Source organism: Mucilaginibacter pallidiroseus (genome assembly GCF_007846085.1).
In the GTDB taxonomy this organism is placed as follows: Bacteria; Bacteroidota; Bacteroidia; order Sphingobacteriales; family Sphingobacteriaceae; genus Mucilaginibacter; species Mucilaginibacter pallidiroseus.
The window spans coordinates 96,362-121,758 of the sequence record NZ_VOEJ01000001.1 but is presented as its reverse complement, the minus strand read 5'-3'; the positions used below and the strand labels follow the sequence as shown (position 1 = coordinate 121,758).

The 25,397-nt window shown below is 42.2% G+C and carries 19 protein-coding genes; 9 read left to right on the top strand and 10 right to left on the bottom strand.

Annotated features, from left to right (window positions below; all coding sequences use genetic code 11):
• Window positions 1-33 precede the first annotated feature (33 nt).
• From FPZ43_RS00595 to gatB, 3 genes are all read right to left on the bottom strand, one after another.
• On the bottom strand, window positions 34-720 hold the full coding sequence (locus FPZ43_RS00595) for a response regulator transcription factor (RefSeq protein WP_146379913.1): 687 nt from the start codon (window positions 718-720) through the stop codon (window positions 34-36).
• A gap of 106 nt (window positions 721-826) precedes the next feature.
• On the bottom strand, window positions 827-1,951 hold the full coding sequence (locus tag FPZ43_RS00590) for a TlpA disulfide reductase family protein (RefSeq protein ID WP_146379912.1): 1,125 nt from the start codon (window positions 1,949-1,951) through the stop codon (window positions 827-829).
• Window positions 1,952-3,421, bottom strand: a complete 1,470-nt coding sequence (gene gatB, locus FPZ43_RS00585) for an Asp-tRNA(Asn)/Glu-tRNA(Gln) amidotransferase subunit GatB (protein WP_146379911.1) — start codon at window positions 3,419-3,421, stop codon at window positions 1,952-1,954. It lies immediately after the preceding gene.
• Between the two features lie 196 nt (window positions 3,422-3,617).
• Between gatB and FPZ43_RS19190 the strand changes: the two genes are divergently transcribed.
• A complete protein-coding gene (locus FPZ43_RS19190) occupies window positions 3,618-4,172 on the top strand; it encodes a hypothetical protein (RefSeq protein WP_186461728.1) in 555 nt (184 codons plus the stop codon).
• 113 nt (window positions 4,173-4,285) lie between these two features.
• Here the strand turns inward: FPZ43_RS19190 and alaS are convergent, their stop codons facing one another.
• Entirely contained in the window at window positions 4,286-7,072 is a 2,787-nt protein-coding gene (gene alaS / locus FPZ43_RS00575) for an alanine--tRNA ligase (RefSeq protein WP_146379909.1), read from the bottom strand.
• A gap of 368 nt (window positions 7,073-7,440) precedes the next feature.
• Here alaS and FPZ43_RS00570 point away from each other — a divergent pair, with 368 nt between their 5' ends.
• The 3 genes from FPZ43_RS00570 (at window position 7,441) to FPZ43_RS00560 (ending at window position 10,620) form a co-directional block, all read left to right on the top strand.
• Window positions 7,441-7,776, top strand: coding sequence for a MerR family transcriptional regulator (locus FPZ43_RS00570; protein WP_146379908.1), 336 nt, complete (start codon window positions 7,441-7,443; stop codon window positions 7,774-7,776).
• A 50-nt stretch (window positions 7,777-7,826) separates the two neighbouring features.
• Window positions 7,827-9,896, top strand: a complete 2,070-nt coding sequence (locus FPZ43_RS00565) for a ComEC/Rec2 family competence protein (RefSeq protein ID WP_146379907.1) — start codon at window positions 7,827-7,829, stop codon at window positions 9,894-9,896.
• Window positions 9,897-9,969: 73 nt separating this feature from the next.
• The gene (locus tag FPZ43_RS00560; RefSeq protein ID WP_146379906.1) at window positions 9,970-10,620 is read left to right on the top strand and encodes a hypothetical protein; all 651 of its coding nucleotides are present in this window, start codon (window positions 9,970-9,972) and stop codon (window positions 10,618-10,620) included.
• A gap of 39 nt (window positions 10,621-10,659) precedes the next feature.
• Here FPZ43_RS00560 and FPZ43_RS00555 read toward each other — a convergent pair whose 3' ends face one another.
• Window positions 10,660-11,154, bottom strand: coding sequence for an NUDIX domain-containing protein (locus FPZ43_RS00555; protein ID WP_146379905.1), 495 nt, complete (start codon window positions 11,152-11,154; stop codon window positions 10,660-10,662).
• Window positions 11,144-12,121 carry a cation diffusion facilitator family transporter gene (locus FPZ43_RS00550; RefSeq protein ID WP_146379904.1) on the bottom strand — a complete coding sequence of 326 codons (978 nt, stop codon included), beginning with the start codon at window positions 12,119-12,121 and terminating at the stop codon, window positions 11,144-11,146. The genes FPZ43_RS00555 and FPZ43_RS00550 overlap by 11 nt, the downstream gene beginning before the upstream one ends.
• Before the next feature lie 208 nt (window positions 12,122-12,329).
• Between FPZ43_RS00550 and FPZ43_RS00545 the strand changes: the two genes are divergently transcribed.
• On the top strand, window positions 12,330-13,523 hold the full coding sequence (locus FPZ43_RS00545; protein ID WP_186461727.1) for a pyridoxal phosphate-dependent aminotransferase: 1,194 nt from the start codon (window positions 12,330-12,332) through the stop codon (window positions 13,521-13,523).
• 183 nt (window positions 13,524-13,706) lie between these two features.
• Here the strand turns inward: FPZ43_RS00545 and FPZ43_RS00540 are convergent, their stop codons facing one another.
• The 4 genes from FPZ43_RS00540 to FPZ43_RS00525 all read right to left on the bottom strand — a co-directional run bounded on the left by FPZ43_RS00540 (window position 13,707) and on the right by FPZ43_RS00525 (window position 20,470).
• Window positions 13,707-14,264: a hypothetical protein gene (locus FPZ43_RS00540; protein WP_146379903.1), complete on the bottom strand. Its 558-nt coding sequence runs from the start codon at window positions 14,262-14,264 to the stop codon at window positions 13,707-13,709.
• Window positions 14,265-14,641: 377 nt separating this feature from the next.
• Entirely contained in the window at window positions 14,642-17,824 is a 3,183-nt protein-coding gene (locus tag FPZ43_RS00535; RefSeq protein ID WP_146379902.1) for an efflux RND transporter permease subunit, read from the bottom strand.
• A 62-nt stretch (window positions 17,825-17,886) separates the two neighbouring features.
• Complete coding sequence (locus FPZ43_RS00530) at window positions 17,887-19,023, bottom strand: efflux RND transporter periplasmic adaptor subunit (protein ID WP_146379901.1); 1,137 nt, start codon at window positions 19,021-19,023, stop codon at window positions 17,887-17,889.
• A gap of 49 nt (window positions 19,024-19,072) precedes the next feature.
• Entirely contained in the window at window positions 19,073-20,470 is a 1,398-nt protein-coding gene (locus tag FPZ43_RS00525) for a TolC family protein (RefSeq protein WP_146379900.1), read from the bottom strand.
• A 346-nt stretch (window positions 20,471-20,816) separates the two neighbouring features.
• Between FPZ43_RS00525 and spt the strand changes: the two genes are divergently transcribed.
• The 4 genes from spt to FPZ43_RS00505 all read left to right on the top strand — a co-directional run bounded on the left by spt (window position 20,817) and on the right by FPZ43_RS00505 (window position 25,357).
• The gene (gene spt / locus FPZ43_RS00520; protein ID WP_146379899.1) at window positions 20,817-22,022 is read left to right on the top strand and encodes a serine palmitoyltransferase; all 1,206 of its coding nucleotides are present in this window, start codon (window positions 20,817-20,819) and stop codon (window positions 22,020-22,022) included.
• Window positions 22,023-22,092: 70 nt separating this feature from the next.
• Window positions 22,093-23,211, top strand: coding sequence for a hypothetical protein (locus FPZ43_RS00515; protein ID WP_146379898.1), 1,119 nt, complete (start codon window positions 22,093-22,095; stop codon window positions 23,209-23,211).
• Window positions 23,212-23,409: 198 nt separating this feature from the next.
• Window positions 23,410-24,732 carry an inositol-3-phosphate synthase gene (locus FPZ43_RS00510; RefSeq protein ID WP_146379897.1) on the top strand — a complete coding sequence of 441 codons (1,323 nt, stop codon included), beginning with the start codon at window positions 23,410-23,412 and terminating at the stop codon, window positions 24,730-24,732.
• Window positions 24,733-24,985: 253 nt separating this feature from the next.
• Window positions 24,986-25,357 carry a GtrA family protein gene (locus FPZ43_RS00505; protein WP_146379896.1) on the top strand — a complete coding sequence of 124 codons (372 nt, stop codon included), beginning with the start codon at window positions 24,986-24,988 and terminating at the stop codon, window positions 25,355-25,357.
• Window positions 25,358-25,397 lie beyond the last annotated feature (40 nt).

The following is a 25,397-nucleotide window of genomic DNA, read 5'->3' as shown; positions in this document are numbered from 1 at the left end:
ACAAAATGGCCCGGATATTTCCGGGCCATTTTATTAGGCTTCAAACTTGTAACCTACACCTTTTACGGTTGATACACAATCGTCGCCAAGCTTTTCGCGCAGCTTGCGTACGTGTACGTCAATTGTGCGGTTGGTAACTACTACAGAGTCTTCCCAAATATTTTTAAGGATTACCTCGCGCGTATAAACCTTACCTGGTTTTGATGCCAACAGGTATAGTAACTCAAATTCTTTTTTGGCAAGCACAACCTTTTCTCCGCCCTTGTACACAAGGTAAGCTTCACGGTCAATCACAAGGTCGCCTATTTCAAGTTTGTTATCGGTAACCTCTTCAGGTGGTGCATTGCGGCGCAATATGGCATTTATACGGCTTACCAAAGCACGGGGCTTAATTGGCTTGGCTATATAATCATCGGCGCCCACGTTAAACCCTGCAATCTCCGAGTATTCCTCGCTACGGGCAGTCAGGAAAACCATAAAGGTATTCTTAAACTCCGGCATGGTACGCATAATACGGCATGCTTCAATACCGTCCATCTTAGGCATCATGATGTCAAGCACTATCAAATCGGGCTGGGTACGTTTTGCTTCGGCAACTGCCTCCTGGCCATTACGGGCCGAAAACACCTGATAACCTTCTTTTTTCAGGTTATACTCTATGAGCTCTAAAATATCCGGCTCGTCATCAACAATTAATATCTTTTGTTTTGAACTGCTCATGTAAAGATCTTTATTTGGGATAAATGTATAACCTTAATACAAGCAAATGGTCAACTTAATATTAAATAATTGTTAAGTATAACGAAAAGTTAACCTTGCGTTCAGGCTATTTAAATGTTGTCTTTAAAAATTGTTCAAGATCGTTACCGGTTATATTCTTGGCTACAATGGTTCCCTGCGGATCAATAATGTAGTTTGATGGGATGGCATCTATACGATAAAGGCGCTCGGTAGGGCCGTCAAATCGCTGCAGTTCAGACACATGCGTCCAACTAAGCCCATCAGCCTTTACAGCGGCCCGCCAATCTTTTTTCTCAGTATCTAAGGATACGCCTAAAACGTTAAACCCTTTGTCTTTATATAGGTTGTATTGCTTTACCACGTTTGGATTTTCATGGCGGCACGGTACGCACCATGATGCCCAAAAATCAATCATTACATATTTGCCTTTATAGTCGCTCAGCTTCACATCCTTGCCATCTATACTTTTCATGGTAAACTCCGGTGCCTTGTGCCCTATTGATACAGGCTTCACAATTTCCATTTGTTTAACAAAGTTTCGAACTGCAGGGTTATCCTGAAATTTGTCTTTAACTTCATCTGCATAGGCAACCAACTCTTTCTCATACTTAACGGCATCAAGCGAAGTCATGGCGAAAAAACTTGCCAGCGAATTTTTGTTCTCGTTTACAAACTTTAAAGTAGCTTGGCTGGCGTCGGCAATGTTTTTCATAAATACCGGGCGGTACACATTTAGTAACGAGTCGGACTCTTTACCTAATGCAGCCGATTTTTTCATGTAGTCTTCAGAAAGCTTCATGTTTTTCTGGCTGTATACATTGCTTATCTTATTAAACTCCTGGATTTTTTCGGCGTTATCACTTCCAGATAATTTGTAGCTGTGGGCAGAGTCGGCCAGGTCGGTACTAAAAGTTAGCTTATCACCGTTTTGAGCAATGAAATCGAATATATTTTCGCCATCCTGCTTTCCAATTTGCAATTTATACAAGTTGGCATAAGGCGCGTTATGTTTAAACTCAAAGTTGCCTGCTTTTAATTCAGCCGAGTCTATAACGCGCACCTCGGTGCTATCAGCAACAATTAGGTAAACTTTTGAGTTAGCCGCCGGGTTGGCCACATTTCCCGAAATTTGGAAGGAGGTACTGTCTTTACATGATACGGCAAAAAGGGCGGTTGCAGCAACGGCCAATAAACCTACGCGGATTTTCATTTATTTAGATTCTAATGCTTTAATTAATAATTGATTGGTTTTTTTTGGGTCGATCTTACCCTTAGATAACTTCATTATCTCGCCCATAAACAAGCCTAAAACGCCCTTTTTACCTTTTTGGTATTCTGTAACTTTATCAGGAAACTTAGCTAAAGCCGCTTGAATAAATCCATCAAGCTCATCTCCGTTATCTTCAATAATTAAATTGAATTCCTTTGCAAGTTCAGCAGCTGTTTTACTACCGTCCTTTAGCATCAGCGGGAACAACTTGTGGGATGCAACGGTGTTGTTTACCTTACCATCATCAACAAGTTTAATGAGCCCGGCAAGGTTAACCGGAGTGATAGCGATGTCTGCTATGTGCAGATGATGATCGTTAAGGTATGACCTAACAGCGCCCATCATCCAGTTTGCCGCAGACTTATAATTATCGGTATGTTTTATTAGCTCTTCAAAGTAAACAGCGGTTTCTTTCTCGGCAGTTATTACGCCCGCATCATAGTCGGACAAGCCGAGTTTCGATACGTACTTTTCAAATAGCTCGTTTGGCAACGCAGGCATCGCTTCGCGGATCTGTTTAAGCTGCTCATCAGTGATTTTTATAGGCAATAGATCGGGCTCGGGGAAATAGCGGTAATCATTGGCCATTTCTTTAGATCTCAGTACAGATGTTTCGCCTGTATTAGCATCAAAGTTGAGGGTATTCTGGTCGATATGCCCACCAGCTTCAATAACGCTTATCTGCCTGGCAAACTCATGCTCAATTGCACGCTGTACGTTACGGATAGAGTTTAGATTTTTTACTTCGCAGCGGTTGCCATACTCGGTAGCGCCATGCAACCTTACAGATATATTGGCATCGCAACGCATGCTACCTTCTTCCATGTTCCCATCACATATCTCCAAGTAACGCAGCAAGCGGCGCAACTCGGTTAAAAACTGGCCGGCTTCTTCGGCGCTGCGCAGATCCGGCTGAGAAACGATTTCAAGCAAAGGCACTCCTGCCCGGTTAAGGTCGATCAAAGAGTATTGGTCATGCTGATCGTGCGAACTTTTACCCGCATCATCTTCCATATGGATATGATGTATGGCAATATCCTTTGTAGTACCGTTAGCTAATTTTACGGTTACCGCACCGCCAAGGCAAATAGGCTGCTGATCTTGCGTGGTTTGGAAACCCTTGGGCAAATCGGCGTAGAAGTAATTTTTACGTGCAAAAACGTTATTCATGTTGATAGCACAATTGCAGGCCAAACCCATTTTAATGGCATACTCAACCATGCGTTTATTTATTCGCGGCAAAGTACCGGGATGCCCTAATGATACGGGGCTCACGTTATGATTTGGTTCGGCACCAAAGGCTGCCGAATCTGATGAAAATGCTTTGCTTAAAGTGGATAATTGCGCGTGAACTTCTAACCCTACAACCAACTCATACTTATCACTAATGCCGCCTTTCAGAACTGTCATACTTTATTATTTCAGCTGCTTTTCAGCTTTGATGTAACCTGTCAAATATAATGTTAATTATATATCTGCCATATAATAATCACAAAAGCACTACAGTTGGCATGCCCCCAATCGGGTAAGTTGTATCAAAATTTTAAACTTTTCTATTTATTTATTGTCTGCTATTCTAAACATCACAATTCATTTGAAGATACTTATGAAGAAAGCGCTTTTAACATTGTTTGCAGGCTGTTCAATGCTTGCATTAACAACCAGCCAGGCAAAGGCACAGGTAAGCCTTAATATTAATATAGGCAACTGGGCGCCGCCTGCCGAATATTCGGCGGTAGATTATTATTACCTACCGGATGTAGAAAGTTATTACTATGCCCCCCGCCGCCAGTTTGTTTACCTGGATGGTGGCCAATGGGTGTTTCGCAATACGCTGCCCCCGCGTTACAGTGATTACCGGCTGGATCGTGGTTACATGGTTGCGGTTAACCGCCCCCGTGCCTACAGATATTTTAGTACCGATCGCGCCGCTTATGGCCGTTACAAAGGGCTTGGCCGCAATACTATTATAAGAGGCAACTCTTTCCGTACGGCAAAACGTGTTAATGTTTACAAGGATCACGGCCCGGGCAGAGGCCCTGCACATTTTAAAGGCCCGGGTGGTCGTGGACCAGGCGGACCTGGTCGCGGACCGGGTGGACCTAGTTATGGACACGGCGGACCAGGTCATGGTGGCGGCCACGGTCATGGCAAGCACTAAATAATCTGATGTAACTGCGTACCAAGCTTCAATTTGGTAAGCGGAAATATAAATTGTAAAATAAAAATGCCGCTCAAATTCTGAGCGGCATTTTTATTACTTGAGTGATTTGATTATCCTAAAAAGGTTTTTGCCTTCGCTAAAGCGTTGTTAATCCCGCTTACATCGCTGCCACCAGCAGTTGCATAAAACGGCTGGCCACCGCCACCACCTTTAACTTCTTTGGCAAGCTCCTTTATAATATTGCCTGCGTGCAATCCTTTTTCTTTAACCAGGTTCTCGGCTATCATAACCGTGATATTTGGCTTGCCGTTTATATCGGCAGCTAACACCAGGTACAAATTAGGTACAATATCCTTTAACTGATAAGCCAGGTTTTTGATAGCATCGGCATTGGGCAACTCTACCCTTTGCGCTATAAAATTAACACCGTTCACTTCTTCAACTTTTTTTGCCAGATCATCTTTTAAACCCGATGATTTTTCGAGGATTGATTTCTCAATCTCCTTTTTAAGCTTGTTGTTTTCTTCCAGTAAGTTTTCGATGCTTTTGGCAACGTCTTTCGGGTTTTTCAACAACTCTTTAACCTGCTGCACAAGTTTAGTTTGCTCATTGATGAAATTTTCTGCCGCAATACCGGTGATTGCCTCAATACGGCGAACACCCGCTGCAACGGCACTTTCTGATACTATTTTAAAGTAACCGATTTGGCCTGTAGCTTTAACGTGTGTACCGCCGCAAAGCTCTTTACTGAAGGCAGCATCAAATGTAATTACGCGAACGTAGTCGCCATACTTTTCGCCAAATAAAGCGGTTACGCCGCTGCTAATGGCTTGCTGGTATGGCACGTTACGCTCTTCCTGTAGATAGATGTTCTCGCGGATCTTTTCATTAACGATGGCTTCGATTTGTGCCAGCTCATCATCCGTAACCTTCGCAAAATGCGAAAAGTCGAACCGAAGGTAATCGCTGTTTACTAAAGAGCCTTTTTGGTTTACGTGCGTACCTAAAACCTGCTTCATGGCAGCATGCAGCAAATGTGTTGCGCTATGATTGTTATTGGTACTGTTGCGCCTGCCTGCATCAACAATGGCAGTTAAAGCATCCTCGGGCGTTGACGGCAGTTTATCTGTAAAGTGAACAATTAGCCCGTTCTCCTTTTTGGTATCTGTCACCTCGATGATATCGCCATTAGGGAAAACCAATTCACCTTTGTCGCCCACCTGGCCGCCGCTCTCAGCGTAGAAAGGTGTTTTATCCAATACTATCTGGTATTGCTCTTTACCCTTAGCGGTAACTTTGCGGTATTTTATAATGTGAGCAATGGTTTCTGTTTCGTCGTAACCGGTAAACTCAACAGCATCATCTTCTTTTAACAAAATCCAGTCGCCAGTATCAACCGCGGTAGCTGCACGGGAGCGGTTTTTCTGTTCCTGCAGTAAAATATTAAATCCTGACTCGTCTACAGAAAACCCAAATTCTGATGAAATTAGGTTAGTAAGATCAATAGGAAATCCGCTTGTATCATATAACTCGAATGCAGTTTTGCCATCGATTTCAAGATTTACATTTTCATATAAGTCTTTCATTCCCAACTTTACTTCATTCGGATTATCAACCATATATCTTCTAACGGCTTCAATTGATAAGTCATCTTTTAAAGCAGTTTTATTACTTTTATCAAGGTATTCCAACATAACCATTTTCACAGGATCCTGATCTAGAATATAGTTATGAATTTTATTAAGTCCTTTGTCCAAAGTTCTTAGAAAAGAGATCTCTTCTTCCAAAATCACTTTCTGAACAAAATCCCTTTGGTTCCAAAGCTCATCAAAGACTCCCTTAAACTGCTCTGCCAGTAATGGCACCAGTTCATTAAAGAATGACTCTTTAAAACCAAGTGTTTGGTAGCTGTAACGTACTGCTCGGCGCAAAATACGGCGGATAACATAGCCTGCCTTGTTGCTGGCAGGCAACTGCCCGTCGGATATAGCAAAGCTAATGGCACGGATATGATCGGCTAATACGCGCATAGCTACTGCGTCGGCCCAATCGGCATCGCCGGGCTTTGCAGCCCTGTTATAAGTTTTGCCGCTTTTCTCAGCAATAAACTGAATAATCGGCTGAAAAATATCTGTATCGTAGTTTGAAGTTTTACGTTGTAGTACACGCACCAAACGTTCAAAGCCCATGCCTGTATCAACATGCTTTGCCGGTAGTGGCTGTAAGGACGTATCCTTTAATCGGTTAAATTGCATGAATACGTTGTTCCATATCTCGATAACCTGATCGTGATCAGCATTTACTAAAGTAGCTCCGTCAACCTGGGCACGTTCGCTATCCGGGCGGCTATCAAAATGGATTTCCGAGCAAGGGCCGCACGGGCCGGTTTCGCCCATTTCCCAAAAGTTATCTTTTTTATTGCCCGGCAAAATATGGCTCTCGTGTACATACTGTTTCCACAAGTCGAAAGTCTCTGTATCTTTTTCAAGGCCTTCCTTGCCGTCGCCTTCAAAATAGGTAACGTACAAGCGGTCCTTATCAAGTTTATAAACTTCAGTTAACAACTCCCAGCTCCAGGCAATGGCTTCTTTTTTAAAATAGTCGCCAAAGCTCCAGTTACCCAGCATCTCGAACATAGTATGATGATAGGTGTCAACACCTACTTCTTCCAAATCGTTATGCTTGCCGCTTACGCGCAGGCAGCGTTGAGTATCTGTTACACGTGGGGCTTTGGCAGGTGCCTCGCCTAAAAATATATCTTTAAACTGATTCATCCCCGCGTTGGTAAACATCAGGGTTGGGTCGTTTTTTACTACAATTGGTGCGCTGGGTACAATTACGTGCCCTTTAGATGCAAAAAAATCAAGGAAAGCCTTACGTATCTCGGTAGCTGTCATAATGGTTCAAAGGTAAAAATTTGTTGCAAACCTAAATTTATAGAATTTGTGATTTGTGAGAATTGTTTGGGCAGCCTTAAAACTGGAATTTTGGCATATCGAGTGCTTAGTTACATCACTAGTATACTATGTATAAAATCTTACTACGCTAATTCATAATTCTTAAATCCCGGGTTCAAACAATTATGTCATTGCGAAGAGCGTAGCGATGTGGCAATCTTATCGCCCGCATGTCGATTAACGGAGGGATTGCCACGCTATCGCTCGCAATGACATTCATTAATATACTATAATACACTTGATGGATAATTTAATTTGTACCCTGCCCCTATCATTTAATAATTCAGAATATACCCTTACATTTGCATATGCCTTACAAAGAACGCGAGATCAGTAAAATGTACTACACCATGGGCGAGGTATCGGCCATGTTTGATGTGAACCAATCGCTGATACGTTTTTACGAGAAGGAGTTTGACGTACTGCAGCCTAAAAAGAACAAAAAAGGTAACCGTTATTTCACAGCGGAAGATCTGGAAAATTTCAAGATCATTTTTCACCTGATACGTGATAAAGGTTATACCCTGCAAGGCGCTAAAGACTATTTAAAAAGCAACATGGGCGACGCTAAGGATAATCAACGCGTTATTGATTCGCTGCTGAACCTGAAAAAATTCCTGCTGGAAGTGCGCGACGAGTTGTAATACCGGATTTTACTGCTACTTTTATTTCGCTGAAACCATCACAAGCGAAAATGCTGGCCAATCACAAAGGCGAAATTCCTGTTGTTATACTGTTACTTCCCTTTATTGCCGGGATTATTATCGGCGTAAATTTTGCCGGCATCAATGTTATATACCCGGGTGCTATTTTTGCAGGGCTTACAATCCTGTTCTTCCTTTTTAATGTTAAATACAACCGCTTTGGCCTTTATAAAGCCAGTTGGATTGGCGGCCTGTTAATAAACCTTTCCCTTTTAGCATTGGGTTGCACCGTTGCCGTTCAAAACAATGAGTTGAACAGTAATATTCATTTTTCTAAGCAGCAACCGCAATTAATTTTGGGCTATATCAACAGCGAACCGCAGACCAAAAACGATATAACGCGTTTTACATTAAATGTTACCGGAACGAAAAAGGGCAATAGGCTAAGCGAAGCCAACGGCAACTTGTTGGTAAGCATTAAAGACGCAAAGGCGCATAACCTTACATACGGGCAGCAATTGGTTTTTGCCGCCAACTATTCCACACCCGCACCACCATACAACCCCGGCGAATTTAATTATAAGCGCTACCTGGCCAACAAAAATATCTACTGTCAAATATTTCTTTACCCCGGTCAGTACGCGTTGCTCAATCAAACCAAAGGCAACAAGCTTGTTGCCGCGGCGCTGAACATGCGGCAAGTCCTGATAAAAAAGCTACAGGCAAACATACGCGATACAAATGCTGTTGCCGTAGCGTCAACATTGATACTGGGCTACAAAGCCGACTTGAGCGACGACATACTTCAGGCTTATTCAAAAACGGGCACTATTCATATCCTGTCGGTATCGGGCGGGCACGTAGCCATCATTTATTTAATGCTTAGCTGGCTGCTCGGCTTTTTAAACAGGTTTAAATATGGCAGGTTAATACGCGCAATATGTATACTACTGCTCATCTGGGCGTATGCTGTGCTTACAGGTTTGTCGCCGGCGGCTTGCCGTGCGGCCCTGATGCTTAGCCTTATTGTTACCGGCAAAACGTACTCCCGTTATATCAACACTTTAAATTTGCTGGCAGTGTCGGCCTTTGTACTGCTTATGTATGATCCCCTTCTGCTATATGATGTAGGCTTCCAACTCTCCTACCTTGCAGTTGCAGGTTTGGTGATCTTTCAACCTATTATTTATAAATGGTTTTCGTTTGATAACAAGTGGATCAGCAACATCTGGCTGGCTTGTTCGGTTTCCTTGGCAGCTACGGCAATTACGTTTCCGTTAAGCGCTTATTACTTTCACCAATTTCCTGTTTACTTTTTGCTGAGCAACCTTATAATAGCCATACCTGTAACCGTAATATTATATGCGGGAATTTTACTGCTGCTGCTTCCTCAAATAGCATGGGTATCACAGGCACTTGGCTTCCTGCTGGAGCAATGCATTTTATTTACTAATAAAACGCTCGGCTTTATTGAGCACGCGTCTTTCGCGAGCGTTTCGGGATTATGGCTCACCGCCGCGGAATATTTATTACTCTTTGCTGTAGTAGTTCTGCTGTTTTATCTTGCCTTCAGTAAAAAATCATGGCCTTTAAAGGCTGCCTTGATTTACATGTTGTTTTTTAGTTTAAGCTTCAGTTATCATAAATATAAAGCAGATAATAACCGATCCATCGTTTTTTTGAATATGCGAAAAAACATCGGCATCATTTTTAAAGACGGTCGCCGGGGCGTTGTGATCAGCAATTTGCCTCCTACCGACAAGAACTTTAAATATTCGGTTCAACCCTGTTTAGACAGTATGCAGATTGCCGATTACAAAGTTTACACGCCCGCTGCTAATATTACCCTGCCTTATCTCATTAAACGAGGGGAATTGCTACAGTTCGGTAACAAAAAAATATTGCTTTTAAACCGCAGTAGCAAAATCGAGTCAATACCTCCAAATTTAAAATCCGACTATATATACTTAACGGATAACGGTTATATACCGGAAACCAAAACGCCAATAATTACTGATGGCAGTAATAGTAACAAACACATTGAAATGATCAAAAACACCTTTTCACATTATTATATCCTTAAGCGTAACAAATCGCTTATCGTACAATCTAAAAGGTAGTTTTTTAAATGCCCGAAAAAAAATTTGCATGCGGGTTAATTACATACTAAATTGTATCCATTAAATTAAAACTATGAACATTAAATTATTTACTGCTGCAGTTGCCATGACCCTTACAGCAACAGCTATGAGCGCAAGCGCACAAAAAGCTTACAAAGAGGGTGTTGTAACCCTAAGCACAAATGCGATGGGCCAAACAATTGACGGTAAAAATTATTTTAGCCCTGACTCGAGCGCGTTTGCATTTTCATCAGGCCCGGCGGCAATAAAGCTGTTAACAGATAACAAATCTACTTTTATGGCAGTTTTGGTTGATGTTCCGGTAGCTTCAATTAAAAAAGCTGCAATTGCAAACGCTGATGAAATTGCTGATGCGAAAGCCAAAACGCCAACACTTACTTTTACCCCAAGCACCGAGAGCAAAGTTATCAACGGCTTTAAATGCACTAAGGTTACCGGTAAGGATGCTGCAAGCGGCAAAACTTATGATGTTTGGATAACCAAAGATGTAAGCTTACCAATGAACGGCATGATGCAGAAACTTTATGGTTCGGCAGGTGGCTACCCTATCCAATACTTTAACTTTCAGGATGGTAAATCTGTTGAGGTTACTGTAAAATCTATCGTAGAGCAACAATTACCTAAAGGTACCTTCAGCATCGATAAAGATTTTGAAAAGATCAGCATGGATGATTTAAAAGCACTTGGCGGCGGCGGTAACTAATTTACCACCAATCCGTTAAACACAAAGCCCGGTAGTTTACTATCGGGCTTTATTGTTGTATAAATTTTCAAAAGCAATATTGTTATGCAACCTTTTTAAAAGCAGCTTTGCAACGTGCTGGTCGGTTGGAAATGTAAAGGCATTTTCGGTTAGCTCGCTCAACTTTACCCACCTGAAAGATTGCAACACGTCCGCTTCGCCATCAAAGTCAAAAATTTCGGTTTTGCAGGTAAACCTTATCTCCGATGTGTTTTTTACAAGGTAGTAAACGCTAATTATCTGTGAATCGTTAAAAGCCGACTTCACAAAAAAGTCTGTTGTATAAAAGTGGCTCAATACCTCAATATCCAACACACATTCCTCAACAAATTCGCGCTTTACAGCATCAATTAAACCTTCGCCATATTCCAATCCACCACCGGGAAACTTTGTGAACCGAAAGCCATATTCCTGCTCGTCGCTTATTAATATTTCATTTTGGTCATTAATAAGCAAACCGTACACGCGCACGTTAAAAAATCCTTTACTGCTCATAGTGTTTTTTGTTACGCATTACAATGTCCATTGTCCAGGGTATATCTTCCCGCTTGGCCTCGGCCCTGATAGGGCAATTAGGCATGCTACAGTAGTGGCAGCATTTGGGTATACAGGGATCGGTATGTATAAAAAATTCGGTGCGGATGCCGGCTTTATCATTTACCAGCGTTTCAACCATCTTTACTTCTTCATGCACCTTAATCAAATCAAAGTAGTTGGGAAGGGTTAAATGGCAATCAATATGCAGTTCGCTGCCGTATTTTTGCGCCCGCAGGTTATGAATATCAATCCATTCGCTGCGCCTGTTGTCATCAAGCACCTTAACCATATCGCTCACTACAATAAAATCGGTTTCGTCCATCAAACCTGCTACTGACCTGCGGATAAGCTTATACCCCGTATACAATATATAGCAGCCTACAAGTATAGAAAGGGCGCTATCGAGCCATAGTATTTGTGTGAAGTAAATAAGCAATAGCCCAATCACCAACCCTACGCTGGTTACCGTATCAGTGAGTAAATGGCGACCGTCAGCCTCGATGGTGATCGATTTTAGCGACCGGCCCTTTTGAATCATATAGTAGCCTAATCCCCCATTTATAGCGCCGGTAAAACCTATTATAATGGCACCTTGCAGCAAATCTTTGATGGCTTCAGGATTGAAAAAGCTGTAAACCGACTTAAGTACGATGATTACTCCGGCGATGCCTATCAAAGCGCCCTCTATAAAGACTGAGAAATACTCCACCTTACCATGGCCGTAAGGGTGATTTTCATCGCGGGGCATGGAGGCCAGATAAATACTGTAAAACGCAAATGAACTGGCTACAACATTTACAATGCTTTCTGCCGCATCGGTAAGTATAAAATTGGAGTTTGTTAAAAAATAGGCAGCAAACTTCATTACCATCAGCACAATTCCGGTAACGAGCGATATCAGGATGATCCTTTTTTGTTCTTTCAAAAGTGTGCCGTTTTAATTGAGGCCGCAAACTTACGGAAATTTGCAGGCCGCTTTGATAGAAACATCAATTTGGCAGATTGTTTTTATGAACTAAAAGGTTCCTGGTTAAACAATCCTTTAGGACAAATAAGGCAACCGACGTTACATTTCAAATTACTGGGCAGCCAGTTAACTAATTTTTTATATTTGCCGCATTAACATAAATACTATGAGCGTATTAAGTAACAGGATTAATAACCTGTCGGAATCACAGACCATTAAAATGGCAAAAATGGGCCGCGAACTTGCGGCTAAGGGTGTTGATGTGATCAGCCTGAGCTTTGGCGAACCTGATTTTCATACGCCTGACCATATCAAGGAAGCTGCTAAAACAGCTATGGATAAAAACTTTACCTACTACACCCCTGTTGCAGGTTATCCTGATTTGCGCGCGGCTGTAGTAAAAAAGCTGAAGGACGAAAACAACCTTGACTATACTGCCACACAAATAGTTGTGTCTACCGGTGCAAAGCAGGCAATTGCCAATACTGTACTTTGCCTTGTTAACCCTGGTGAAGAGGTTATTATCCCTACGCCATACTGGGTTTCGTACTCGGAGGTGGTTAAACTTGCCGAAGGTAAAAGCGTATTTATTGATACTACGGTTGAGAGTGATTTTAAAATCACGCCAGAGCAGCTCGAAGCAGCTATTACGCCAAACACAAAACTGTTCATGTTTTCGTCTCCGTGTAACCCTACCGGCAGCGTTTACAGCAAAGATGAGTTAGAAGGACTTGCAAAAGTTTTTGAAAAGCATCCTCACGTTTACATCATGAGCGATGAGATTTATGAGCACATTAACTTTATTGGTGGCCATGAGTCGATAGCGCAGTTTGATTATATTAAAGACCGTGTAGTTATCATCAATGGATGGTCAAAAGGCTTTGCCATGACCGGCTGGAGAATTGGGTACACAGCATCAAACAGCGAACTTGCTGCCGCTTTTGATAAGATGCAGGGCCAGGTTACATCAGGCACTTGCTCAATAACGCAAAAGGCAGGTGTTGCTGCCTATGATGGCGGTTTAGAAACAGTAATTGCCATGCGCGAGCAGTTCCAAAAACGCCGCGACCTGGTTTACAATCTACTAAAAGAAATACCGGGCATTGAAGTAAACCTGCCGGATGGTGCGTTCTACTTTTTCCCTAATGTTACAGCATTCTTCGGCAAAAGCTTCAATGGCAAAACCATTAACGATGCTGATGAATTAAGTATTTACCTTTTAGAAGAAGCGCACGTTGCAACAGTAGGTGGCGACTCGTTCGGTGATACAAAATCAATTCGTATATCATACGCTGCTGCAGAAGATAAACTTATCGAGGCTGTACGCAGGATAAAAAATGCATTGAGCAAGTTGGCATAAGCTACTTAATAAGCTAAAAAGAAAAAGTCTCCTGCCGGTTGGTATGGAGACTTTTCTTTTTTGGGGTATTCGATACTTAAGCTAGCACACAATTTCCAAATTCGTGAAGCCCCAAAAACAGAAATACCCCCGCAATTGCAGAGGCATTTCTGTTTAATTGTTGTGTCTTTTTGGTTTGGTAAATTACAAGCCGAAGCCGTAAGCAATACGCAGACCTACTGCACCAAAGTTATTGCTTTGACCAGAGTAGCTTTCATAACGTACACCTACATCCCAAGACTGGTTGGCCCAACCTATACCAGGAGATGCCAATAATTTAGTATTAGTATCCAAATCAGGACCGCCTTTTACTTCGCCAAAGCCAGAAGTTTCAAATGCAGCACCCACTTCACCACTTAAATAAACGTTTTTAGAAACGAATGCTTTGATACCTGCCTTAACCGGGATCATACCATATGATTTAGTTTTGAAGCCAGTGTTGTCGATTTCTTTACCGAAATAGTTCAGGTAGCCAGAAGTCAACGTCAAGCCAACGTTATCAGCAACGCCAAATTGTAAACGTGGAGTGATACCCACACCTACGTTAGAGATGTCGTGCAGGTTACCAGTTGGAAGCAAACCCTCTACACCAATACCAAAGCGAACGCCACTTCCAATTGTTTGAGCTTTAACACTTGAAGTTCCGATGAACAAAGCTACTGCCGTAAAAGCAGCGGCTATAAATTTAGTTGTTGTTTTCATTGTTGTTGTCTTTTAATTAAACATGTACAAATTGTGATACACCGCTACAATCAAATACTTTGCCAGCGTGCCAATTTTTAACATCTATTTAACACTAAACTCAACTGATAAAACCTTAACAATTGGCCATAGCGGGTATTATATCTAACGTTATATACTGATAATCAATTCGGTTTAACGGTTCAGCAAGAGCCGTTAATTGCTACTGGAGATAGGGATAATTTTGCTTGAAATATGCCTTTGAAGTGTATAGATTTGCCGAAAAAGTGTAGCCATTATAGCTAAAAATTAGTCAACTGACGGCTTTGTACGCCGGTATTGGCACGCACCAAAAACTCGTATTCAAAAAAAAAGCCCCATTGCGGGGCTTTTAAATATTAATGGCTTTGGCCATGTTCAAAATCTTCCGGATTATAGTTTTTCTCTAGCTCGGCTAGCTTTTCTTTACCATACGCATACTTTGTGATGATATAGTAGAGCACAGGTACTATAAATATAGCCAGCGTAGTTGCGGTAAGCATACCACCAAATACTGTCCATCCGATAGTTTTACGAGACTCGGCACCTGCGCCAGATGCAAATAACAAAGGCACAACGCCCAATATAAACGCAAGTGATGTCATGATGATTGGGCGCAAACGGAGACGTACTGCTTCAAGCGTTGCCTTTTCAAGCTCCATCCCCTTATCAACACGTTCCTTGGCAAACTCAACAATCAAAATTGCGTTCTTTGCCGCCAAACCTATCAACGTTATCAGACCAATTTGGGCGTAAACGTTATTGGTAAGTTTTGGCCAAAAGCTTAGGAATAATATCGCACCAAAGGCACCTAAAGGTACGGCTAGCAATACCGAGAACGGTACCGACCAGCTTTCATACAAGGCGGCCAGGAACAAGAACACAAAGCCTATGGAAAGCGCAAATATGTAAATGGTTTTTGATCCTGATAGCAACTCCTCGCGGCTTAAGCCCGAAAACTCGTAACCATAACCTTGCGGCAAGGTTTGCGCTGCAACTTCCTGCAAGGCCTTGATAGCATCACCACTACTATAACCCGGCGCAGCGTTACCGTTTATCTCGGCAGAACGGAACAAGTTATAGTGCGATATAAGCGGTGCGTTTTCAATTATTTTATAACTGGTTACTGTGCTTAAAGGCACCATGTTACCCGCGCTGTTGCGTACAAAGAACTGGCCTATGTTGCCAATGCTGGTGCGGTAATTAGTATCGGCCTGGGCCACTACCCTAAAGTTACGGCCATATACTGTTAAATCGTTTATATAGGCACTACCCATGTAGGTTTGCAGCGCATTATTTACATCAGATAACTGCACACCCATCTTCTTAACCTTCTCCCTGTCGATAGTTAGCTGGTAAGCCGGCGTGCGAGCGGTAAAGAACGAGAATGCTTTTGTGATTTCGGGGCGCTGGTTAATAGCCGCCGTAAAGTCGCCAAGCACTTTTTCAAAATTCTTGATGTCACCGCCTGCTTCTTTCTCCTGTAATATAAATGAGAAACCACCTGTGTTACCCAAACCAGGTATAGCCGGCGGGGATATAACCACCACGTTTGCTTGTTTGATAGTAGATAACTTTTTCTGCAGGATGGTAATCAGCGAGTCCTTTTGGGTTTCGGGGCTCTTACGCTCTTCCCAAGGCTTCAACTGCACAAACATGGTTGCACTGTTTGACTTGGTTGCAAAGTTCACCGCGTTTAGTCCCCCTAAGGCTGCATAATGGTTAATGCCCGGTATACTGTCAAGCATCTTCATCATTTGATGCAATACGTCAACAGTGCGTTCGGTTGCAGATCCTTCCGGCAAATCGTACGTAATAATGATACGGCCCTCATCCTCCAACGGAATAAAGCCTGATGACTTGCCGCGGAACAATAGCACCGTACCAACAACAATACAGATCAGTAGTATGATGATGTATTTAGATCCCTTGATGCTTTTATCAACCGCGTTACGATAGCGGCCGGTAATACGATCAAACCATTGGTTAAATTTGTAAAAGAATTTGTTTAACCCGGTTGAATTTTCGTCGATCTTATGCGGGCGCAACAATATGGTACACAATGCAGGCGTAAGTGACAATGCCACGAAAGCCGAAATCAATACGGAAATTGCAATGGTTATGGCAAATTGTTGATACAACCTGCCCACAATACCCGGCACAAATCCTACCGGTACAAACACCGCCGCGAGGATCAAAGCAATGGCAATTACCGGTGCCGAAATCTCCGTCATGGCCTGATGAGTAGCTTCTTTAGGCGTCATTCCATTAGCGTCCATATTATGCTGCACAGCCTCTACCACCACAATGGCATCATCCACCACAATACCGATAGCAAGCACGAAGCCAAACAACGTAAGCGTGTTGATGGTAAAACCTAAAGGTATAAAGAAGATGAATGTACCCACGATAGATACAGGGATTGCCAAAACCGGGATAAGTGTTGTGCGCCAGTTTTGCAGGAATAAAAATACCACCACAATAACCAATGCCAATGCAATTACCAGCGTCTCGATAACCTCATCAAGCGATACACGGATAACCGATACCGACTCAAATGGCACAACGTAATCAATATCTGCAGGGAAAGACTTTTTAAGCTCGTTCATGGTAGCCACAACGTTATCTGCTGTTTCTATCGCGTTGCTTCCAGGTGCCTGGTATATCAACAGGTATGATGCACGTTTACCATCAATAAATGAGTTACCAGCATAGTTAAACTTACCCAACTCTACGCGGCCCACATCCTTAAGGTGTACTACCGCGCCTGTTGACGGTTGCGTTTTAACAACTATGTTTTCAAATTCCTCTTTGGTAGCTAAACGGCCCTTCACCAATACGGTGTACTCAAATGTTTGGCCTTTTTGCTGTGGCGTTGCGCCTACGGTACCTGCTGCTACCTGCGCGTTTTGCTCCTGCAATGCGGCGGTAACTTCGGCAGCGGTCATGTTTAGGGCAGCAAGCTTATCAGGCTTAAGCCATATACGCATACTAAAGTCATCGGCACGTGTAAACACGTCACCCACACCCTTGGTGCGCAATAGCGCATCCTTAACAAAAACGTTGGCATAGTTATCTGTAAAGGTTACGTTATGTGTACCGTTTGGTGCGTATAACGCCACAAGCATCAAAATACTCGGGTTACGTTTACGTACCACCATACCTAAACGCTGCACTTCCTGCGGCAAGGTTGGCAGGGCTATACCTACGCGGTTTTGCACATCGAGCGCGGCAATATTAATATCTGTACCTACTTCAAAGTTTACGGTCATGCTCATCTGGCCGTTACCTGTACTGTTACTTTGCAGGTAGGTCATGCCGGGTGTACCGTTTACCTGTACCTCTACAGGCGTAGCTACGGTTTGTTCAACCGTTAATGCATCGGCACCGGTATAGTTACCGGTTACCTGTACAGTAGGTGGTGTAATTTCGGGGTACTGGCCAATAGGCAAGCTTAAGATGGCCAAAATGCCGACGATAACAATAACCAGTGAAATCACTATGGCGGTTACCGGTCGTCGTATAAAAGTATCTGCGATCATTATATTTTATCGTTTACTTCAGTAAATGTTGGGCATAAACCCAGTTAGTATTCAGCTCCGTACTATTTAGCGGTGCCTTTGGCATCTTTAGGTGCTGCCGCGCCCTGCTGGCCTAATGAAATTTTGCCACCGTCGCGCAAACGCTGGAAACCGGCCGTGATTAATTTTTCACCTTGCTCGATGCCTTTCATAATAACAATGTTGCTGTTTATGCGGGGGCCAAGCGTTACTTTACGCTGCTCTGCTACGGTATCCTTAGCAATAAATACAAAGAACTCGCCCATCTGCTCCGTAATTGCAGCATAAGGAATTTGTACACGATTGCCCGAATCATCATTAAGCACACGTAACACGCAGCTCATACCATCCTTAAGTTCATCATTGGGGTTAGGAAACTGCACCCTCACCTTTACGGTACCAGTACCGTTGTTCACGCCACGATCAATAGCGAATATTTTACCGGTGTGATTGTAGTTGTTACCGCCGTTTATCTGCAGTCTGAAGGTGGTATCTGTACTTGACTTTTGTAATTTATAAAAACGATCTATATCCTGCTCGTTTATCACAACATCAACACCTATCGGGTTACCTGAAGAAATGGTATTTAATAAAGTAGTACCCGGCGTAATCTGTGCGCCAAGCTTAACCTGCGATATACCGATGCGGCCGGTAAATGGCGCGCGGATGGTTGCATATGATAGATCTGTAGCGGCAGATGTTCTGGCAGCCTCAGCAACAGCTACCTGGCTTTGGGCAGTTTGGTATGTTGCAGTAGCCTGGTCAACCGTTTGGCGGGCCACAGCATCGTTTTTAAGCAGCATGTTATAGCGCTCGATATCCTTTTTTGCCTTATTAAGATTAGCTTTTGCACTGGTAACGTTTGCCACAGCCTGCTCATAAGCCGCTGCATATTTACGTTTATCTATCTCGTACAGGGGTGCGCCTTTTTGTACTACGTTACCCTCTTTAAAGAAAATACCGGTGATAAAACCGCCAACCTGGGCTCGCAATTCAACGGCGTTCAGGGCAACAACAAGGCCCTGGTATTGGTCGTAATATAAGGCATCGGCTTTTTCAACTGTTGCCACGTTAACCAGCGTGGGTGGCATGGCAGCAGGTTTCTTCTCACCACCGCTTTTACATGCCGATGCTGATACCAGTGCCAGTGCGGCAATCCAAAAAGTATATTTATTTTTCATTATCAGTGTTTGTCGTGTTGTATTTGTGTTTGTGTCTAAGTCAGCAAAATTATTCGGCACGTAAAAGCCCCATCGAGCGCTGCACATCTATCTTAGATGATAGCAACTGGAATAAGGCGTTGTAATAGTTTAACTGAGCGGTACGCAGGTCTGATTGCGCTACAATCACATCAAGGTATACCTTAATGCCTTCTCGGTACTGCAACTCTACCACCTTATATACATCGGTTGCCAGGGCTACGTTTTCGCGCAAGGTAACCCAGTTGGTATAGTTGCTCTTATAATTTGCCATTGATTGCTGAAACTCGGCATTGATAGCGTTGCGGCTGTTAACCAGGTCCTGATCATTTCGCTCAACCTGCAAACGCGCTTTACGCAAATTCTGGATACGTTTACCGCCCTGAAAGATAGGGATGCTTAGTGTTAAGCCGGCAAATGAGGTAGGGAAGTTATTATCGTACAATTTCGAAAAGCTATCGTTAAAGTACCCCGCGCTGTAACCACCTGTCGCCGATAGCGATGGCAGGAAACCCCATTTGTAATAACTCACATTTAAGTTAAGCAGGTTTTTCTGTGTTTGTAATTGACGATACTCGATACGTTTAGTATAATCAAGCACCATGTTGGTATCGATGATAGCCTCGGCTTGTAAAGTAGTTGTATCATAAGCAAGCGCTAAAGGCTTATTTGGGTTTAAACCCATCACCTGTTTAAGGTATGCCTTTTTACTTTTTATAGCTTCTTCGGTAGCTTTACGGGATGCTAAAGCATTGTTAAGCGCAATGGTGGCTTGTTTGGAATCTATTTTATCAACCACACCGGCCTGATAACGCGACGATGCATCTTTTAAACTGCGGCGCAGTCTCACAATGTCCTGTAGTATAATATCTAACTGGCGCTGCGACAAAAGCACATCATAAAAAGCCTTGCTGACATCTGAAGCCAGATCAATCTTGGTGCTTTCGGTATTTTGCTGATATGATGCACGCGAATATTTTGCTGCTCGTGATGCAAGCAGTACATCATTATTATAGATAACCTGGCTAGCAGACAAGCCCAAGTTTGATACGTTGTGCGCAATTGCCAAATTTTGCTGTCCGGTTGTTCCGGTACCGGTTCCTGTCCCGGTGCCGCCGGTACCAGTGCCCGTTCCTGTATTACCACCTACACCCCCTGCTATAAAGGATGGGCGCTGAAAATAGTGCTGAAATGAACCGGTTGTACCTATCTGTGGTAACCAGGCCGACAATCCGATACGGATATCACGCTCGTTGATTTGCTCATCAATATAAGCCTGCTTTAAAAGCGGCTGATTTTTGAGGGCATATTCAATACTTTGTTGTAAATTAACAACGGCTGTTGTGGTATCTGCAGGCGCCTGAGCAAATAATAAATTGGGGACGGCTAATACTATATTAATTAAAATTAAGTATTTAAGGTGTTTCATAAAGATTAATAAGCGATGTAAGAACGAAAAGCCTAAGCGAAGGTTTGCCCGGTGAATCGTAATATTTTAATAGGGTGCCACGAAGATGAACTTTATAGCCAACATTGTAAAGTTAACAACAGAAATTTTACGTAACGAGGATATTTATATGATAATTGGTCTGCGTTTTGACATTTTTACCTAAAAATTCAAATAATTCAGTTTCGTTTCATAAAAATTTAATTAATTTGCTTAATCATTGTAAGGTGCGCGTTATTAAGATTGTGTAAAAAAATTTACATTTCTAATGCGGCAGATAAGCTTATTCATGGTATTTTTACAAAAAATTTAAGAAGTGTTTAAATAGATGGTTAAAAAACTACACGAGAAGATTGCCCAGTTCCAGGATGCTAATATGATCCGGGCACAGGGACTGTATCCGTATTTCAGACCTATTGAGTCTGGCCAGGATACTGAAGTAATTATCAATAATCGCCGTGTTTTGATGTTTGGTTCTAACTCTTATTTAGGTTTAACTAATCATCCTAAAATAAAAGAGGCTACAAAAAAAGCTATTGACAAATACGGATCAGGCTGTGCCGGTTCAAGGTTTTTGAACGGAACGCTTGATATTCATATTGAATTAGAAAACCGCCTTGCAAATTATGTTGGCAAAGAAGCTGCTGTACTGTTCAGTACCGGTTTCCAGGTTAATCTTGGTGTGTTATCATGCATTGTTGGCCGTAACGATTACCTCATACTTGACGAGTATGATCATGCTTCGATCATCGACGGCAGCCGTTTGTCGTTCTCTAAATCAATCAAGTATGCCCACAATGATATGCACGATCTTGAGCGTAAACTTAGTTTACTGCCCGAGGAAGCTGTAAAAGTTATTGTTGTTGACGGTATTTTCAGCATGGAAGGTGACATCGTTAAACTACCGGAGATTGTTGAGCTTGCCGATAAATACGGTGCCAACATCATGGTTGATGATGCACACAGCCTTGGCGTTATTGGTAAAAATGGCGCAGGTACTGCATCACACTTCGGCCTTACCGAGGATGTTGATTTGATCATGAGCACTTTCAGTAAATCACTTGCCTCTTTGGGTGGTTTTATTGCCAGCGATAACGACACTATTGATTACATTAAACACCGCGCACGTTCATTAATGTTCAGCGCGAGTATGACACCGGGTTCTGTTGCCAGCGTAATTGCTGCACTTGATATTATTGAATCGGAACCTGAGCGTATACAAAAATTGTGGGATAACACAAACTACGCAGTTAAGTTATTAACTGATGAAGGTTTTGATATTGGTGCATCAGAAAGCCCTATCCTACCTATATATATACGCGATAATGCTAAAACTTTCCAGGTAACCAATTACCTGCAGGAAGCCGGGGTATTTGTTAACCCGGTTGTTTCTCCAGCCGTTCCGTCAGATTCGTCATTATTACGTTTCTCACTGATGGCCACACACACCTTCGAGCAAATAGACGAAGCAGTTGAAAAACTGATAGCTGCTTATAAAGCAGTTGGTGTAACAACTATAAAAGAGAAAATATAATTACTACATATTGCAACCTATTTGATGCCACGAAAGTGGCATCATTTCTTTAAAAGCCCCCTTAATTAACATGAAAACAATCGTTGCAGTTCAATCAAAGAAAGAACTTGCCTCTTTTATTGATTTTCCACATGAGCTGTACAAAAACGATCCTTATTATGTTCCGGAGTTGTTTATTGCTCAAAGAGATTTGCTAACAACCCACCCTTTTCATAAACATTCATCGCTGCAAACCTTTCTGGCTTTCGACGGCAACAAAATAGTTGGCCGTATAGCTGCTATTTACAATACCAGCCATAACAATTTTAATAATGTCAATGATGGTTTCTTTGGCTTTTTTGATTGCATAAATGATCAGGAAACCGCCAACCTGTTATTTGACACCGCGAAAAATTGGGTTAAAGAAAAAGGTGCTACCAAATTGGTTGGCCCCGTAAATCCGTCAACTAACGAAGTTTGCGGCTTATTGGTAAAGGGCTTTGATAGTTCGCCAATGGTGATGATGCCATACAACTCCCAGTACTATATAGGTTTGCTTGAAAACGCGGGCTTTGTTAAACAAACCGATTTGCTTGCATGGCACTGGGATGGCCAAAATTACAACGACAAATCGCTGCAGATGCTTGACAGGTTGCAGGAACGCTTGACACGCAACAGCGGTATCACTATCCGTAAAATAAATCTTAAAAACTTTAAGCAGGAAGCTGATGCCTTGCGCGATGTTTATAACAAGGCATGGGATAAAAACCTGGGTTTTTTCCCAATGACCAATGAGGAGTTTGATTACACCGCCAAAGACCTTAAAATGATCCTCGATCCAGACTTTGCCTACCTGGCCGAGCAGGATGGTAAAATAGTAGGTTTTGGCGTGGCCATACCTGATATTAATCAAATTTTAAAAACAATTAAAAAAGGCCGCTTACTACCGACAGGCATATTTAAGCTGTTGCTCAACAAAAAGAAAATTACCGGCATACGTATCATGCTGTTGGGTGTTATAGATGGTTACCGCAAAATGGGTATTGAGGCCTGTTTATACGGCAGCATTATAAAAGAGTATCGCCATAAAGGCCTTAAGTATGCCGAAGCATCGTGGACGCTTGAGAAGAACGATATGGTGAACCGCGCCATAGAAGCTATTGGCGGCGAGCAATATAAAACATATCGTATTTACGAAAAGACGATTTAGCGACCTTATACGCCAAATTGCCGGCTATAAGTTTTTCATAATTTGGTAAACTTTATAAATATTGCTGACCAAGTGACTTAAAAAGTAAATATTTGCAGCCGCGTAATACATGAAGAAGCACACTAAATAAAGTTTAGCGACAGGGTATGTAGCATACCATTTCAACAGGCTTTATACAATTTAACATACAGTACAGTAATGAAAGCTAACATTAAACCAGCTAATGGCAAATTGGGTATATTAATACCTGGTTTAGGTGCCGTAGCAACCACATTAATTGCCGGTGTTGAGGCAGTAAAAAAAGGTATATCACAGCCAATAGGCTCATTAACGCAAATGGGCAGCATCCGTTTGGGTAAACGTACAGAAAACCGCCATCCAAAAATTAAAGATTTTGTGCCTTTGGCAGATCTTAACGATATTGTTTTTGGTGGTTGGGACGTGTATGAAGATAACGTGTATGAAGCGGCAATGAACGCTAAAGTACTTGAAGCTTCATTATTAAACGAAGTACGTGAAGGTTTAGAGTCTATCAAACCAATGAAAGCGGCTTTCGATAAAAACTATGCAAAAAACCTTGACGGTACGTTTGTGAAAACCGGTACCCGTTACGAGCTTGCACAGCAGGTTATGGAAGACATCAAAAACTTCCAAACCGAGAATGGTCTTGACCGTGTTGTTTTGGTATGGTGCGGTTCAACCGAGATCTATTACGAAGCTTCAGAAATTCACCAATCGGTAGCGGCGTTCGAGCAGGCATTATTGGATGACGATAAACGCATTGCGCCAAGCATGATTTATGCTTACGCAGCTTTAAAATTGGGCGTGCCATTTGCTAACGGTGCACCTAACTTAACAGTTGATATCCCTGCTTTGGTTGAGCTTTCAAAAGAAACGCAAACTCCTATTGCAGGTAAAGATTTTAAAACAGGCCAAACCTTAATGAAAACCATATTGGCTCCTGGTTTAGCTGCACGTTCATTAGGCGTACATGGCTGGTTCTCTACCAACATCCTGGGTAACCGCGATGGCTTGGTATTGGATGACCCGGATAACTTTAAAACTAAAGAAGTATCAAAATTAGGCGTGTTGGAAGATATCTTCAAACCGGAAGATAACCCTGAGTTATACGGCGAAATTTTTCACAAGATCCGTATCAACTACTACCCTCCTCATGGCGATAACAAAGAGAGCTGGGATAACATCGACATTTTTGGCTGGTTGGGCTACAAAATGCAGATTAAGATCAACTTCCTTTGCCGCGACTCGATCCTGGCTGCGCCTATCGCTTTAGACTTAGCTTTATTCTGCGATTTCGCAAAACGCGCTAACATGAGCGGCGTACAGGAGTGGTTATCATTCTACTTAAAATCTCCGCAAACTGCGCCGGGTTTACCAGCAGAGAATGATATCTTTAAACAATTGATAAAATTGGAAAATACTTTGCGCTACTTAATGGGCGAAGACCTAATTACGCACTTAGGTTTAGACTATTATGAAGAAGCTTACGCAACTGCGTAACTCGATATAAGTTGATGAAACGGCCGATGCGCTTATAAACGCATCGGCCGTTTTTGTTTATACTTAGCAGTTAAAATTGTCAATATTTTATCATTCGTGTTAAAATATTATTGTCATTCAAGACTATAGCGTATTTTTGTACGTATATAGTAACAAATACACACCTTTGGGTGTCTTACACACAAAAGCACTATTTAATTAATCCTTATTCGGCAGGGATAGTCTTAAACAAAGTAAAGCCGGTGAATATTTAATGGCAACTTTTGTTAAAGCGCAAGCCTCTTCTTTAATTGCATCAGCACTTGACTTTCTGACCACGATAGTCTGCAAGGAAATTTTTCATGTTTGGTATGTAGCAGCTAACCTTATAGGTACCGTTGTTGGCGGCATTGCTAATTTTATGCTTGGCCGTGTGTGGGTTTTTCACGGAGAAAGCAAAGGCATGCCCAAACAAATCTTAAAATATGTGATTGTATGGGGAGGAAATGCTTTTTTAAACACGTCGGGCGTTTTTTTGGTTACACATTACTTTGGTTTAAGTTATATTATTTCAAAAGTTGTAGTTTCACTTATTGTGGGCGTAACTTATAATTACTTCCTGCAAAAAAAGTTTGTATTTGCTTAATTACCCCTGTTGAATAAATGATTTTTAAATATAGGTTTTG

Bases quoted from the DNA above. Each gene is read 5' to 3' on its own strand.
- FPZ43_RS00595 (WP_146379913.1), bottom strand. From the start codon at position 720: ATGAGCAGTTCAAAACAAAAGATATTAATTGTTGATGACGAGCCGGAT.
- FPZ43_RS00590 (WP_146379912.1), bottom strand. From the start codon at position 1,951: ATGAAAATCCGCGTAGGTTTATTGGCCGTTGCTGCAACCGCCCTTTTT.
- gatB (WP_146379911.1), bottom strand. From the start codon at position 3,421: ATGACAGTTCTGAAAGGCGGCATTAGTGATAAGTATGAGTTGGTTGTA.
- FPZ43_RS19190 (WP_186461728.1), top strand. From the start codon at position 3,618: ATGAAGAAAGCGCTTTTAACATTGTTTGCAGGCTGTTCAATGCTTGCA.
- alaS (WP_146379909.1), bottom strand. From the start codon at position 7,072: ATGACAGCTACCGAGATACGTAAGGCTTTCCTTGATTTTTTTGCATCT.
- FPZ43_RS00570 (WP_146379908.1), top strand. From the start codon at position 7,441: ATGCCTTACAAAGAACGCGAGATCAGTAAAATGTACTACACCATGGGC.
- FPZ43_RS00565 (WP_146379907.1), top strand. From the start codon at position 7,827: ATGCTGGCCAATCACAAAGGCGAAATTCCTGTTGTTATACTGTTACTT.
- FPZ43_RS00560 (WP_146379906.1), top strand. From the start codon at position 9,970: ATGAACATTAAATTATTTACTGCTGCAGTTGCCATGACCCTTACAGCA.
- FPZ43_RS00555 (WP_146379905.1), bottom strand. From the start codon at position 11,154: ATGAGCAGTAAAGGATTTTTTAACGTGCGCGTGTACGGTTTGCTTATT.
- FPZ43_RS00545 (WP_186461727.1), top strand. From the start codon at position 12,330: ATGAGCGTATTAAGTAACAGGATTAATAACCTGTCGGAATCACAGACC.
- FPZ43_RS00540 (WP_146379903.1), bottom strand. From the start codon at position 14,264: ATGAAAACAACAACTAAATTTATAGCCGCTGCTTTTACGGCAGTAGCT.
- FPZ43_RS00535 (WP_146379902.1), bottom strand. From the start codon at position 17,824: ATGATCGCAGATACTTTTATACGACGACCGGTAACCGCCATAGTGATT.
- FPZ43_RS00530 (WP_146379901.1), bottom strand. From the start codon at position 19,023: ATGAAAAATAAATATACTTTTTGGATTGCCGCACTGGCACTGGTATCA.
- FPZ43_RS00525 (WP_146379900.1), bottom strand. From the start codon at position 20,470: ATGAAACACCTTAAATACTTAATTTTAATTAATATAGTATTAGCCGTC.
- spt (WP_146379899.1), top strand. From the start codon at position 20,817: ATGGTTAAAAAACTACACGAGAAGATTGCCCAGTTCCAGGATGCTAAT.
- FPZ43_RS00515 (WP_146379898.1), top strand. From the start codon at position 22,093: ATGAAAACAATCGTTGCAGTTCAATCAAAGAAAGAACTTGCCTCTTTT.
- FPZ43_RS00510 (WP_146379897.1), top strand. From the start codon at position 23,410: ATGAAAGCTAACATTAAACCAGCTAATGGCAAATTGGGTATATTAATA.
- FPZ43_RS00505 (WP_146379896.1), top strand. From the start codon at position 24,986: ATGGCAACTTTTGTTAAAGCGCAAGCCTCTTCTTTAATTGCATCAGCA.